Origin of the sequence: Aquidulcibacter sp., assembly GCF_044346625.1 — a bacterium.
Classification (GTDB): Bacteria; Pseudomonadota; Alphaproteobacteria; order Caulobacterales; family Aquidulcibacteraceae; genus Aquidulcibacter.
In genome coordinates, this window is the sequence record NZ_JBIIYV010000001.1 from 118,364 (window position 1) to 131,965 (window position 13,602).

Annotated in this window: 13 protein-coding genes; 5 read left to right on the forward strand and 8 right to left on the reverse strand. The window is 55.6% G+C overall.

All coding sequences use genetic code 11. The features are described from left to right. Nucleotides 1-50: 50 nt before the first annotated feature. Entirely contained in the window at nt 51-1,712 is a 1,662-nt protein-coding gene (locus tag ACIQ20_RS00520) for an electron transfer flavoprotein-ubiquinone oxidoreductase (protein ID WP_395776358.1), read from the reverse strand. A 181-nt stretch (nt 1,713-1,893) separates the two neighbouring features. Here ACIQ20_RS00520 and ACIQ20_RS00525 point away from each other — a divergent pair, with 181 nt between their 5' ends. Further along, nucleotides 1,894-2,748, forward strand: coding sequence for a uracil-DNA glycosylase (locus ACIQ20_RS00525; RefSeq protein ID WP_395776360.1), 855 nt, complete (start codon nt 1,894-1,896; stop codon nt 2,746-2,748). 141 nt (nt 2,749-2,889) lie between these two features. Continuing rightward, the gene (locus tag ACIQ20_RS00530) at nt 2,890-4,689 is read left to right on the forward strand and encodes a transglycosylase SLT domain-containing protein (RefSeq protein ID WP_395776362.1); all 1,800 of its coding nucleotides are present in this window, start codon (nt 2,890-2,892) and stop codon (nt 4,687-4,689) included. Here ACIQ20_RS00530 and ACIQ20_RS00535 read toward each other — a convergent pair. Both ACIQ20_RS00535 and ACIQ20_RS00540 read right to left on the reverse strand, forming a co-directional pair. Then, nucleotides 4,675-5,268: a TIGR04282 family arsenosugar biosynthesis glycosyltransferase gene (locus ACIQ20_RS00535; RefSeq protein ID WP_395776364.1), complete on the reverse strand. Its 594-nt coding sequence runs from the start codon at nt 5,266-5,268 to the stop codon at nt 4,675-4,677. The two genes, ACIQ20_RS00530 and ACIQ20_RS00535, sit on opposite strands and share 15 nt — an antisense overlap. Further along, complete coding sequence (locus ACIQ20_RS00540) at nt 5,265-5,960, reverse strand: TIGR04283 family arsenosugar biosynthesis glycosyltransferase (RefSeq protein WP_395776366.1); 696 nt, start codon at nt 5,958-5,960, stop codon at nt 5,265-5,267. The genes ACIQ20_RS00535 and ACIQ20_RS00540 overlap by 4 nt, the downstream gene beginning before the upstream one ends. A 93-nt stretch (nt 5,961-6,053) precedes the next feature. Between ACIQ20_RS00540 and ACIQ20_RS00545 the strand changes: the two genes are divergently transcribed. Then, complete coding sequence (locus ACIQ20_RS00545; protein WP_395776368.1) at nt 6,054-6,986, forward strand: neutral zinc metallopeptidase; 933 nt, start codon at nt 6,054-6,056, stop codon at nt 6,984-6,986. 4 nt (nt 6,987-6,990) lie between these two features. Here the strand turns inward: ACIQ20_RS00545 and ACIQ20_RS00550 are convergent, their stop codons facing one another. Together ACIQ20_RS00550 and ACIQ20_RS00555 are read right to left on the reverse strand one after the other, a co-directional pair. Beyond that, nucleotides 6,991-7,437, reverse strand: a complete 447-nt coding sequence (locus ACIQ20_RS00550; RefSeq protein ID WP_395776370.1) for a YcgN family cysteine cluster protein — start codon at nt 7,435-7,437, stop codon at nt 6,991-6,993. 5 nt (nt 7,438-7,442) lie between these two features. Next, entirely contained in the window at nt 7,443-8,696 is a 1,254-nt protein-coding gene (locus tag ACIQ20_RS00555) for a class I SAM-dependent RNA methyltransferase (protein ID WP_395776373.1), read from the reverse strand. 106 nt (nt 8,697-8,802) lie between these two features. Here ACIQ20_RS00555 and ACIQ20_RS00560 point away from each other — a divergent pair, with 106 nt between their 5' ends. Further along, nucleotides 8,803-9,399, forward strand: a complete 597-nt coding sequence (locus ACIQ20_RS00560; protein WP_395776375.1) for a glycine zipper 2TM domain-containing protein — start codon at nt 8,803-8,805, stop codon at nt 9,397-9,399. Between the two features lie 745 nt (nt 9,400-10,144). Here the strand turns inward: ACIQ20_RS00560 and ACIQ20_RS00565 are convergent. After that, a complete protein-coding gene (locus ACIQ20_RS00565) occupies nt 10,145-10,291 on the reverse strand; it encodes a hypothetical protein (RefSeq protein ID WP_395776377.1) in 147 nt (48 codons plus the stop codon). Between the two features lie 150 nt (nt 10,292-10,441). Between ACIQ20_RS00565 and ACIQ20_RS00570 the strand changes: the two genes are divergently transcribed. Then, on the forward strand, nt 10,442-11,047 hold the full coding sequence (locus ACIQ20_RS00570) for a hypothetical protein (RefSeq protein ID WP_395776379.1): 606 nt from the start codon (nt 10,442-10,444) through the stop codon (nt 11,045-11,047). A 10-nt stretch (nt 11,048-11,057) separates the two neighbouring features. Here the strand turns inward: ACIQ20_RS00570 and ACIQ20_RS00575 are convergent, their stop codons facing one another. Then, a complete protein-coding gene (locus ACIQ20_RS00575) occupies nt 11,058-11,795 on the reverse strand; it encodes a TlyA family RNA methyltransferase (RefSeq protein WP_395776381.1) in 738 nt (245 codons plus the stop codon). Nucleotides 11,796-11,909: 114 nt separating this feature from the next. Next, the gene (locus ACIQ20_RS00580) at nt 11,910-13,448 is read right to left on the reverse strand and encodes an amino acid permease (protein ID WP_395776383.1); all 1,539 of its coding nucleotides are present in this window, start codon (nt 13,446-13,448) and stop codon (nt 11,910-11,912) included. Nucleotides 13,449-13,602 lie beyond the last annotated feature (154 nt).

Genomic DNA, 13,602 nt, shown 5'->3' on the forward strand with positions numbered 1-13,602 from the left:
GGCAAGCCTGTGAAATGTGATCGCAATCAGCGCCGGTGTTCTGACCAAGGCTACATATTCTGGTAGATTGGCCCTTCACCACCCTGCGGGGTGGTCCAAGTAATGTTTTGGTTCGGATCTTTAATGTCACAGGTTTTGCAATGGACGCAGTTCTGCGCATTAATTTGGAAGCGCTTTCCAGCCCCATCCTCAACCCACTCATAAACCCCGGCGGGGCAATAGCGGTTTGAGGGACCAGCAAAGACGTCCAACTCACTCGACTTTTGAAGTGCAAGGTCTGCTACCTTCAAGTGAATAGGCTGGTTTTCTTCATGATTGGTATTGGACAGAAAGACCGACGAGAGCTTGTCAAAACTGACGACGCCATCGGGCTTTGGATAGTCAATCTTGGAAAATTGATCGGCAGGCAACAGACTTGCCGCATCGGACTTACCATGCTTTTGGGTTCCAAATGGCGACCAACCACCAAACACGGTGGTGCACCACATATCGATGCCGCCGAGGCCCAAGCCCATGATTGTGCCAAACTTTGACAAAAGTGGTTTCACGTTGCGCACAAGCTCTAAGTCCTTAAAGACCCAGCTGGTTTCATAGGCTGTTTGGTATTCTTCCAGCACATCGCCAGACCGACCCGCCGCAATCGCTGCTGCAACCGTTTCAGCCGCAATCATGCCTGTCTTCATCGCATTGTGGCTGCCCTTAATGCGCGGCAAGTTCACAAAGCCTGCCGAGCAGCCGATCAAAGCCCCACCGGGAAACGGCAATTTGGGCACAGATTGCAAGCCGCCTTCAGTAATGGCGCGGGCACCGTATGACAAGCGCTTGCCGCCTTCAAACGTTGGGCGGACATCTGGATGCTGCTTAAAGCGTTGGAATTCATCAAACGGGCTTAGCCATGGGTTTTTATAGTTCAAATGCACCACATAGCCGACTGAGACTAAACCGTCGCCCCAATGATAAAGGAAAGAGCCCCCGCCCGTATTCCAATCCAACGGCCAGCCAAAGGCATGCTGAACCAGACCCGGCTTGTGCTTTTCAGGGGCAACTTGCCACACTTCTTTCAAACCGATCCCGTATTTCTGGGGCTCTTTGCCTTTATCAAGGCTGTATTTCGCGATGATCTCTTTCGCGAGCGAGCCGCGGACGCCTTCACCAATCAAGGTGTACTTGGCAAAGATGTTAATCCCTGGCGTAAAGTCTGGGCCCATTTCGCCTTCGCGCGTGATGCCCATGTCGCCAACTTGTACGCCTTTGACAGCACCAGCTTCATCGTAAACAACTGCTGCGGCAGCAAAACCTGGATAAATCTCAACGCCCAGTTCTTCAGCCTTTGCGCCCAACCAGCGGCAGACATTGCCTAAAGAGCCAATGAAGTTTCCATGGTTATTCATTAGGGGGGGCATAATAAAATTGGGAAGCGGCAGGCTGCCGGCTTGGCCCAAAAGCTTTAACTCGTCTTTTTCCACTTGTGTGGTCAAAGGCCGGTCTGATGCATCGCGCCACTTTGGCAAAAGCTCATCTAAGGCCTTAGGGTCGACCACAACGCCAGACAGAATATGAGCCCCGACCTCCCCGCCTTTTTCCAACACAGCGACGGCCAAGTCTGCATTTACTTGTTTCAAACGGATCGCAGCTGCCAAGCCAGCGGGCCCAGCACCTATGATCAGGACATCATATTCCATCGATTCACGCTCAATTGCGTCAAAAGCCATCGTCTCTCCCCTTTTCGCCTGGGCCCTGCATGGATCAGTTAGACTGTTATCGCATGAGGACAAATTCCACATTGCCTTTGTCATCAGCCTCACGAATGCTTATCGAGGTCTTAAAGGACGAAGGTCAAGACCAGTTAGGCACCCAAACCGCCGCAACATCTGCCATAGGAATGCCGAACGCATGCATGCGCGCCCAAGTTTAACCGTTGAAGCCGCCGCCCAAGCCCTAGCACACTGGTGGGAACTGGCGGGCTTGGAGCCGTTTGATTTAGGCCCGGCACAACGCGCACGCGCTCAAGCTTTGCAACAACAATCAACCGAACCCTCCATGCCAGAGGCAAAGATTGTGGCTGCTCGCGTCAATATGACCAAGAAGCCTGTCGATGCGCTGGCAGAAGCCCATCGCCTCGCCCAATCCTGCACGAGCTTGGACGCCCTCTTTAAAGCGCTGGAGAGCTTTGACGGTTGCGGGCTAAAGGCCAATGCACGCGCAACCGTTTTCGCCGATGGCCGGGCAGAGGCTGACATAATGGTGATTGGTGAAACGGCCGGCCGTGAAGATGATGAAATCGGTAAGCCATTTCAGGGCCCCGAGGGCGATTTACTCACGAAAATGTTAGCTAGTATTGGCTTGGATCGGCAGAAAGATTGTTATCTGACCTGCCTTATCCCATGGCGGCCACCTGGCAATCGCAATCCAACCGCGGAAGAAGTGGCCCTGTGCCGCCCATTTCTGGTGCGCCACGTTGAACTTGCAGACCCCAAGGCGATTCTGATGGTCGGAGGTCTAACCGCTCAGACCCTATTAAACACGGCGGACGGCATCATGAAGCTACGCACACGGTCTTTTGACTATGGGCTTGGCACCGATGAGGCAGGGCCGACAACCTATGCACAATGCCTTTTTTCGCCTGCCTATCTATTGAACAGACCGCGCGACAAAGCGCTTGCATGGCAAGACCTACTAAGGTTTGAACAGAAAATTTCATCTCTGGGCGTTGCCACGCGGGGCAGAAACAAGGCAAAAGGCTCTTAAATCTGCCCAACGAGCCCTTTTTGTTTAGGGTTGGGCGACAAAGACCTCTGACTAAATGGGTCGGGGTAAGCAGGCAAGTGGGTTTGAAAAGCTTTTGAAGTTCCAAGCTTATCAAACACTTCGGCGAAGGGCCCATATGGTTTGACCCAATGTGACATCACCCAGATTGGATTGGAAAAGCGGTCCTTGTTGATGCCGATTATGGCATTGGGCTGCTTTACCCTTGCCATTATGTCGACAGCCGCTCTGGCCCAAGCAGCGCCACCTGTCTCTGCCTTGCGTGGTACGGTCGCCGGCCCGGATGTCCTGACCAGTACCGATGAAGCAAATTACCGCAAAGCCTTTGCGGCTGCAGCCGCCAATCAAAAGGCTGTCTTAGATGAGCTTTTGCCATCCATTTCCGACGGCACATTGAAGCCCCATGTTGAACGAGCGCGCTTAATCTCAAACGCGACTGCACCAGATTTGCCGGCCATGGCGGCCTGGCTTGAGCGCTGGGGCGATGTCGCAGGCGCCGGTGCGGTTTATGAGCGCGCGCAAGAAGCGCAAGAAGATGCGATTCAAGCCGCGCGTATCATGGGCGTGGTGCCCACACCCTTCCGGCTAAAGCGGCCCGATCCTGTGCCGAGCCGCCGCTCGATGGGTACCGTACGTGAGCCCAGTTTTATTCCTGTTCCAATTGGACAAGGCGCGACGCGTGCAGATCGTGCCCAGATTGATGCTTTGGCTGCACGGTTTTATGCAGGCGACGATGAAACGGCTTTGGCCATGGCGCGCGAAGCGGTGAATGGTCCGCAATCGGGTCAAGCAGGTTGGATCGGTGGTCTTGCCGCCTATCGCTTGGGTGATTTTGCGACCGCGCAAACCTTGTTCACAGCAGCGGCCAATTGGAATGCGGGCGACGATTGGGCGCGTTCGTCCGGGGCATTCTGGGCGGCGCGTGCCTCAGAAAAGCTAGGTGATAAAGCTAGGACGCAATCCTTCTTGGAGCAAGCCGCTTCAAGCCCGCTGACTTTTTACGGGCAATTGGCACTTGCGCGGCTCGGACGTTGGGAGACTTTGAAAGTCCCGCAAGCTCAAGATGAAAGAGATCGCGCAGCCCGTTTAATGCGCGCCGACCCTGGTGTTCGCCGTGCCGCGGCTTTGAAAGAAATTGGTCGCGTGTCCGATGCGGAAGCTGAACTATTCAATAGCTGGAGCCGAGCGCGAGCTGAAGATGATCTCGGTTTTTTAGCCGTAGCTCGCAGCCTAGACCTCGACCCAGTAGCCGAGCGTATCGCACAATCCTCGTCTGCTGCTGCCTTGGCCGCTCTGTATCCCATTCCCGACCAATTCCGCCCCGTGGGTGGTGAATTTGTTCTCGACCGCGCCGTTGTTCTGGCTGTGATGCGCCAAGAATCAAAGTTCGACACCAATGCGAAATCCTATGCCGGTGCGCGCGGCCTGATGCAGGTGATGCCAAGAACGGCTGCTTGGATGACGGGCCGGCGCGATTTGGCAAGTAATCCACGTTTGCTGAACGACACCACGTTAAACGTAACATTGGGCGAAGCTTATCTGGAAAAGATGATGGCCATGGGCGTGGTCTCCAACTGCCTCACGCGAACCTTCATGGCCTATAATGCGGGTCCGGGTAACGTCACGCGCTGGAGTGCGAGCGTCAAAGGCGCTGAAGACACTTTGATGTTCATGGAAGCCGCCCCCAACGGTCAAGCCCGTGTCTATGCAGAGCGGGTGATGAGCAATATGTGGATCTATCATCGCCGCTTTGGCCAACGCGCACCCAGCCTTGAAAAGCTAGCCCGCGGCCTTGCTCCAACTTATGAGCCACAGGATAATCCGCGTCTGGCCAGCGCGCATGTTAGCCTCAATGCTGTCACGCCAACGAGCACATCTGGGTCGCTCGGCATGGTTGATTCTGGTGCCTTATCGCAGCGTTGAACGTTTGAGGCTGGCCGCGTCGTCGACATCCTCGAGCTCACGTAAGAAATTAACCCGCCAATGGGATGGTAGGCAGGCCAACGTGTCGGCAAGGGTATGCTGGCTCGACCAGCGAACGGGGGCAAGTCGGGCGCGGCGGGCCGCACGCGGTGCCATCCCGATCAGCCAATAGCCACCATCGGTGGCAGGGCCCAGAACAACGTCAGAGCGCTTCAAGGCCTTAAAGGCCTGCGCCAAATCTGCCCGCCGAAGGTCGGGCAAGTCCGAACCGATAATACAAACTGGCGCACGGCCAAACGCCACCAGCATGCGCGACATACGTTGACCTAAGTCGCCTTGCCCCTGTCCTATCCGACGTAGATCGGACGACCAGACACCGGGAAATCGTGCTCTCAAGTCCTTTTGGGGCGCAACCGCCAACAGGGTTTCCCATCCTGTTGAACGGGCCACCCGGCAGGTAAAAGCGTCCAAGCGTCGTTTGGTGCGCCAAGCTGCCACAACACCCACACCACGGGCTAGTCGCGTCTTGGCAAGGCCCATACGGGGAGATTTTGCAAAGATTAGAAGTTTGGGTCTCACCGGTACCAGTTCTTAATCCGGTCGGGTGAGATCCCGCACAAAAAGGCAGCCAAGAGCGTCAAGTTACGCAAGGGCACAAACCACCACCCCCCCTGCCGATACCGCTCCGCGCTCGTTTCGACTGCAGCAGGTAAAGAGCGCAAACGTGCCTTTCCCAACTTTCGCACCAGATCGACGTCTTCCATTAAGGCAATCGGCTGAAACCCTCCTACTGCCTCATACAAAGCGCGGGAAATCAAAAGCCCCTGGTCTCCATAGGGCAGACCGAATAAGCGCGCGCGCCAATTAGCCCAGAAAGCGATTCGAAGGGCGGAAGGCTTTTGATCATCAAAACTCAATTGGAAATAGGCTGCATGCTGCGGGGCCGTCGCGATATGGGCCTTACAAGCAGCAATCCACCCCTCCAATGGCACGGAATCGCCATGCAAAAACAACAGCCAGTCGCCTTTTGCGGCCTTAGCCCCCGCTGCTAGCTGTTGCCCGCGACCACGGCCATCGAGGCCAACGTGGATTACCCGACAGCCCATATCGAGCGCAAGCGCCGCACTTTGATCCTCAGAGCCTGCATCCACAACCACCACATCTCGGATGAGACCAGCACCCAAACCTGCCACCAAAGTAGCCAAACAATCTGCTAATCTGGGCATCGCGTTCAAGGTTGGGATCACGATGGAAAGTGGGGCAGAAGTCATAGATCCACTTCAAGGGCTTGCGCGAGCCACTGGCAAGGGGGTTAAGTGTAAGCCGATGGCAGAATGAAGCCACGTGACTAAAAGGGGCGCGCCATGCGTTTGGATGACATCCGCCGATCCAGTAATATTGAAGACCGCCGCAACGGGGGCGGAGGCGGACTTGGTGGCGGCGGCGGGCCACGCCTACCTTTGCGGGGCGGTGGCGGTTTGGCAATGGTCGTCATAGTCTTGTTGGTTGTCTTCTTTGGCGGTGGCGACACCATGGGCACCCTAATGTCGATTCTGGGAGCTAGTTCGGGCCCTTCCAGCCAACCAGGTGGTTTTCAAGCAGAGCCAACCCCACCTAAAGGGTTGGATAAGCAGGCAAGTTCAAGCGTCGGCGAAGCAGAAACCGCCGATCGCGTCGCGGCGGTCTTGGGATCAACGGAGGACTACTGGACAGCCCATTTTGCAAAGAATGGGGCGACCTACACCCCGGCAACATTGGTGCTATTTGATAACCAAACCAGTTCGCCCTGCGGCACGGCCAGTGCCTCAACCGGCCCATTCTACTGCCCGGGCGACAAGAAAATCTATCTCGACATGAGCTTCTTTGAAGAAATGGACCGGGGATTGGGTGCCAAGGGTGACTTCGCCCAAGCCTATGTGATCGCCCATGAAGTCGCCCACCATGTCCAAGACGTCACAGGGATATTACCGAAAGCCAATCGCGCGATGCGCCAACAAGGGCAAAGAAAAGGGGCCGACTCCATCGCCGTTCGCATTGAGTTGCAAGCCGATTGCTATGCGGGCCTTTGGGCTGGACAGTCCAACATAACCGCGGCTCTGGAACCCGGGGACATAGAAGAGGCTTTAGGGGCAGCCAGTGCCGTGGGTGATGATCGTCTGCAAAAGCGCGCGCAAGGCTTTGCAGTACCAGATAGCTTCACCCATGGAACCAGCGCCCAACGCATGGCTTGGTTCAAAAAGGGCCTTGAAAATGGCAATATGCGCGGCTGTGACACTTTCTCCGCACGCGACTTATAATTTCTTAGGCGTTTTCTTCGCCGGGCCAGATTTTGATCCGGCGAACGAGATGACGCACCTTGACCTTGCCTTCTGGCACGGTCTGGTCCCGCACGCTCATCCCCGCTTTATGAACGCTGTCGGGATCGCCACTGACTAAGGGATGCCAGTCAAACAAAGGCTGGCCTTCTTGGACCAAGCGATAGGCACACGTCATGGGTAGCCACGTCAGTTCGCCCAGCGTTTCAGGCGTCAACTTTACACAATCGGGCACATAGGCTTTGCGTGCGGCATAATTACTGCAACGGCAAGAAGCCGCGTCAAATAATTTGCAATGCACATCCGTTGTATGAATGTCGCCGGTTTCTTCGTCTTCCAGACGGATCAGGCAGCATTTGCCACAGCCGTCGCACAGGCTTTCCCATTGGGCTTCGCTCATATCTGTGAGTTTGGTGTCCGTCCAAAATGGCATCTGGCTTACCGCACAAACTTTGCCGCAATTTCCACATGCGACGTGAAGCGGAATTGATCGAAGGTTTCAATTTCAGCGAGACGATAACCACCATCAATCAAAATGCGGGCATCACGGGCAAAGCTTGCTGGGTCACAGGAAATCGCTACCACCAGATCAATCTTCGAACGGGCAATCTGGGCACTTTGCGCTTCTGCGCCAGCGCGGGGCGGATCAAAGACGATAGCGTCCAAGCCTTTCATCTCTAAAGGGGCCAAGGGGGCCCGATAGAGGTCACGCGCTTCTGCAATCAATGTCTTGCCGCCGGCCAATCCATCTGAAGCCTTTTTCATGGCAGCAACAGCATGCACATCGGACTCAATGGCACGAACCAGCGCCTTTTCCTTCAAGCGAAGCGCAAATGTGCCAATACCTGCAAACAGATCGGCGACATGCTTGCGACCTACAGTCCACGCCAGCACTCGGGCGGCCAAGGCCTCTTCCCCCGCTCGTGTTGCTTGGAGAAAAGCTCCGGCTGGCAACTCGACAATGGCTTGGCCCATTTTCACACGGGGCGTAGCGCGGGTCAGAGCGGTCTGGCCATGTAGTGTCAAACGACCAATCTCAGCAGCCTCTGCCAGGGCCGCTAAACGCTCTAGTCCCTTGCGCTCAAACTTATCAATCCGCCCGGCATTGCGTACATCGACATCCAAGCCAACAGGGGTTTCCGTTACAAGAAGGTCAATCGTTTCCTGCTTGGGTGCCAATGCTTCGGCCAAAACCGCTAATCGGGGCAGAGCGGCATTCAAACCGGGGGTCAAAACCGGACAAGCAGTGATCGTCTCAATCTGATGGCTTTTAGCTTGGGCGAACCCGAACAAAAAGCGCGGCCCCGCATGCTTACCATGAAACGTCGCACGCCTTCGTCCCTGACCCCAAGCGGGCTGTGTTGGGGCCAAAGAGACATCAATGCCGACCCGCTGTAAGGCCCGCTCCACCAAGCCGGCCTTCCAAGCCAAATAGGGGGCTTCAGCCCAATGCTGCAGCGAACAGCCACCGCAGACAGTAAAGTGGCCACAAATAGGCTCAACGCGCTCGGCTGAAGCTTGCATCACTTTCACCAGCGTCGCACGGTCTCCCCGCTGGTTCGCCTCAACTTCTTCGCCGGGCAGCGTAAAGGGGACGTGGACCGCACGATCCTGATCACGCGAAACGCCATCGCCGCGTGCGCCAATATGCTCAATATTGAGCGTGAGTGTTTCCTGAATGCTTTTGTTCATATCTGCTCATGCGCCGTTCAGGCAGGAAGTTGCAAGTTAGCTTTCACAGAAGGCCTGCACCTGCCCCCATCTATCCCTTGGGTCTTCTCTGTAAAGGAGCATCGTGATGCGTACATTGATTTTCTCAAGCTTGGCTGCAACGTTGGCCCTTTCAGCCCCTGCCATTGCTTCTGCCCAAACCTATAACAACGCTTATCCCAATTATGGCGCTGTCTCTCAAGAGTGCCAGCAAAGCTTGAACAACAACCGTTTGGCCGGTGGTGCCATTGGTGCGGTTGCCGGAGCGGTGTTGGGCAAGCAGATTGCCGGACGCAACGCCCGCAAAGAAGGCACGGTTCTGGGTGCGGTCGTTGGTGCGGTTGCCGGTTCGCAAATCGCTAAAGGGCGCGTGGCTTGCGACGACCAAGTTTACCGGGGTTACGAGCCCAATCAACACCAAGAGCGCCAAGAAGGCTATCGCAATCAAGGCACTCAAAGCTATGGTTATTCCAAAAACGATCGCTATAGCGACTATCGTCCAAGCCGTCGCAATCACCAACGTGATGACGATCATACGTATCGAGCCACCTACACACCCCCTGTCGTGAGCCGTCAGGAATGTGGTTGGGGCGAAGCCGCCCTGCGTCGGCCAGATGGCCTCTATGAACGTCAACAAGTGTGGATGTGCCGCGACAATCGTGGCGAATGGCAAGTCGCGAATTAACAATTCGCCTTGTTAGACAAGCCGCTTCCCTGCTACGAGGGAGGCGGCTTTGCTTGTGAGCCAAGAACTGTTTGCCCAGCTGCTGATAGGGCTGTGATTTTTTTCCCTGTTTTGGTGAAAACAACGGCCACTCGGCTCAAGACTTGGCATAGTATTATGATGCGACGGAAGAATTTCGTCGAGTTTTTGATTCTAGCGTCCCAGAAAAGGACTTGAACATGCGCTATGCTTTACTTGGATTGGCGCTATCAGCCTGGTTTGCAGGCCCCGCACTCGCCCAATGTGTTTATTTCGCCTGCCCAGGCTCCATTAGCAGCAGCACAACGGGTTCTAGCAGCACTAGCTCTAGCTCGACCAGCGGATCATCCACCCTGTCGCAGCACGAAGTCACCAGGACTGAAACGGTTACGCCAAACACCACTGAGACCTTAGTAATAGAAAAAGTGGTGCGCGAACCAGCAGCGCATGGCGGTCACCACGTTCAACGGCAACAGCCCAAGCAACATGCCTATCGGCATGGTTATCGCGATGGTTATCGTGATGGCTACTCGGATCGTGGTAGACCCAAAGCCCACCTGAAAAAGTCACATAGCCGCGCTTCAGCGACCTCTACTAGCCATCGCCGAACCGCGCCCAAGCACAAGCGCTTACAGAACTCGTCGAACAGCTCTTCAACTTGGGTGCATAAAAGCCAACCGTTCGTTGATACCGTCAAAGATCGCGCCGCTGGCTATGAAGCCGCCGCTCACGGTTCAGCCGTTTCGTTAAGCAGCGGGAGCCAAGCGTCGAGCAGCTCTTCATGGTCGTCATCCTCGTCGATGAGCGGCTGGTCCAACCACGGCGGCATGACTTCGTGGCCTGCGCCAGCCATGCCAATGCAACAAGGTGGCATTATCTGCGGCTGGAGTGTCCAGACCATCACCACGCCAGACGGTCACACATTGCCCCCACAACAAACTTGGGTGTGCCAATGCCCACAGGGCTGGCGCCCGCCCGGCTATTGATCTGTATACGCTGATTTTTGAAATTTTGGGAGACGATGATGCGCCAACCTATCCAAACGATCCTGATCGCAAGTCTATGTGCGACCACCTTTTTAAGCACAACCCAAGCGTTGGCACATGGGGATAAACATCGTTCATCGATGCCGCGCGCGATGGGCCAGCCGGAGAGTTTTTCAGGCTCTTGCGCTGAAGCGAAATCAGGCTCGCGGGCTGCAGGCGGAATGATCGGCGCCGTCGGTGGTGGCATTGCTGGGAAAGCGCTTGCCGCCGCTGCGGTACAGCCTGAAGGAATCGTCCTGGGAGCTGTTATTGGTGCCTTTGTTGGTTCTCAGATTGGCGGCTCAAACGTTACCTGCCCCGCCGAGGCCGATCAGGAATTGCGACCTCACAGAGGGTATTTGCCTCTGCCAGAGCCAACACACGCACCGACGGCCCGGCGTGTCGTTGGCGGGGACTGGTATCAGCCTTCACCACATTCCTATTACGGGCGCGAGCGACGTGGACCTTTGTATGCCGCCCCAGCAGACATTCCCCGCCCAGCACAAGTTCCGCGGGATTCCTATGTGGGTCACGCAGGCCCTGTAACAGGCGGCATGCACCCCGGCAACTATCCGCCAATGCCTTGCATGGTATGCACCCGTTAAAGGTTTAGTCTTAGCCTTCCCGACGCGCGTGGAGCAGATACTCCCGATTGCCATCGCCACCAGCGATGGGGCTTTCGATCAGGTTCAGAACCTTAAAGCCGCATAGGCCGTCTAATTCTTGGCGGACTTCTTCCACAATGACTGCCGCTACAGCGGGATCGACCAAGCCGCGCTTGCCTACGCGCGCCGGACCTGCTTGAAACTGCGGTTTCACCAACGCCACCAGATCAGCCATTGGCGCAACCAGCGGCAGGACGGCCGGTAAGATTTTTTCTAGCCCAATAAAGCTCACATCAATCACGATGAGATCAGGCACAGGCTCGCCCAACTCGTCAGACGTTAGGGATCGGGCATCTGTGCCTTCAAGAGAGGTTATGGCTGCATTACCGCGCAAGCTTGGGTCCAGCTGATCTCGCCCGACGTCAACGGCGACCACGTGGGCCGCCCCCCGGCTAAGCAGGACTTGTGTAAAGCCGCCGGTCGAAGCCCCGATATCAAGCGCATAGCGATCGGTCGCCATAATGTCGAAGGCATCCAAAGCCGCAATTAATTTCAGCCCAGCGCGTGAGACCCAATGATAGGCCAACTGCGCGGTGAGTGGGCAATCAGGCTCCAAGAGTTCAGAGGGTTTAGCGATGACGCGGTCGCCCGACCGAACTAGCCCAGCTTCGATGGCTTCGCGCGCTTTTGCCCGGGTGGCGATCAGGCCACGTGCTACCAATAACAAATCTGCTCTTATGCGTTCCATGGCCTAGGGCCTATCCTGCGCAGCTTGTTTTGACCACCCCGGGAGCACACCCTAGCCCAAACAAGAGCGGCGGGCCCAAAGACCCGCCGCCTAGCTTCAATCAGGATTTAGTCCCTAGTCGAGTTTGTGTGGCAATTCGTTGGCCGCAGGCTCATGACCCGTCACGAATTCACCCTTGGCAAGTTTGGAGTTCCACATCCCATAAAGGAAATAGATTGCGGTTGCGCCAATCAAGAAGAAGAAGAAGAACTGCAGCACGCGCTGTTCCACCGTAAAGATCAAAGCCACGCACGACAAAATGCCGAAGATTGGCAAAACGGGGTAGAGTGGCACCTTAAAGCCGCGTGGCAGGTCCGGACGGGCCTGACGCAACCAAATCACCGAGATGCAGACGATGGCAAACGCGGCCAACGTACCAACCGAGGTGACGTCACCTAACACGTTGATGTCGAACATGCCTGCGGCGAATGCCACGAGCAATCCGACCACAATAGTGTTGATCCAAGGTGTTTGGAACTTGGGGTGCACCCGCGCGAAAATCTTAGGCAATAGGCCGTCACGTGCCATCGCATAAAAGATCCGAGTTTGGCCGTACATGAGCACCAAGATCACCGATGTAAGACCAATGATCGCTCCAGCTTTAATCGTCATCGCAAACCAAGCCCATTGTGGTCCCATGGAGTCCACTGCCACAGCGACTGGATCAGGCACGTTTAGTTCTTTGTAATTGACCAGCAAGGTCAAAACCGCCGCCACCAACATGTAGAGGACGGTACAGACCAGCAAAGAGCCAATGATGCCAATCGGCATGTCTTTCTTGGGGTTTTTCGCTTCTTGGCCAGCGGTGGAGACCGCTTCAAAACCGATGTAGGCGAAGAAAACGATGGAAGCCGCGCGGAAAACACCTTCCCAGCCAAACTTCCCTTCACCCTCATTCTCGGGGATGAACGGCACCCAATTCTGAGACAATTCAGGTAGATGAGTCAGGACCTTATAGCCACCGATCACGATGAAGGCGACAATCACTGTAACCTTGATGGCAACAATGACGTTATTGACTTGCGAGGATTCTGAAATGCCGATCGTCAGCAAACAGGCGAGAACCAACGTTACCAAAAATGCAGGGACATTGAACAAAGTCGTCAAGGTCGTACCGTCTTTGAGGGTGGTTGTGTGATTCATCGGTCCCGTGAACTCTGGCGGGATAACCAAACCAAAGTCACCCAAGAGACTAACCACATATCCAGACCAGCCCACTGCCACCACTGAGGCGGCAAGCCCGTACTCAAGCAGCAAAAGCGCGCCCATGATCCAAGCAGCAAATTCGCCCAATGTGGTGTAGGAATAAGTATAAGCTGAGCCTGAGACAGGCAGGGTTGAAGAAAGTTCTGCGTAGCATAAGCCGGCACAGGCGCAGACCAAGCCTGCTACCACGAAGGACAACATCACGGCAGGGCCAGCGTGCAAGGCTGCAGCATTCCCGGTCCGAACAAAGATACCCGCCCCGATAATGCAGCCAATGCCCAAAAGCACCAGATTGACGGGCCCTAAGGTCCGCTTCAACTCACTCTTTTCGTTCTCGCTCATGATCTGAGCGACCGATTTGCGTGCGAAAATTCGACTAAGTCCAGTCGCCGCTTTGGTTTCAGCCATTCAACCCCCCTTAAACAGGTTCATGTGGGTGCGACACTTTTGGGCCGCTTTCTCCCTCGTGACCTTACGCTAGTGCCCTCTGTCCAGATTGGCAACAAAACAACGTGCTAATCGCCTCTTCTGCTGCACTCTTGATCGGTTTGAAGCACGATGT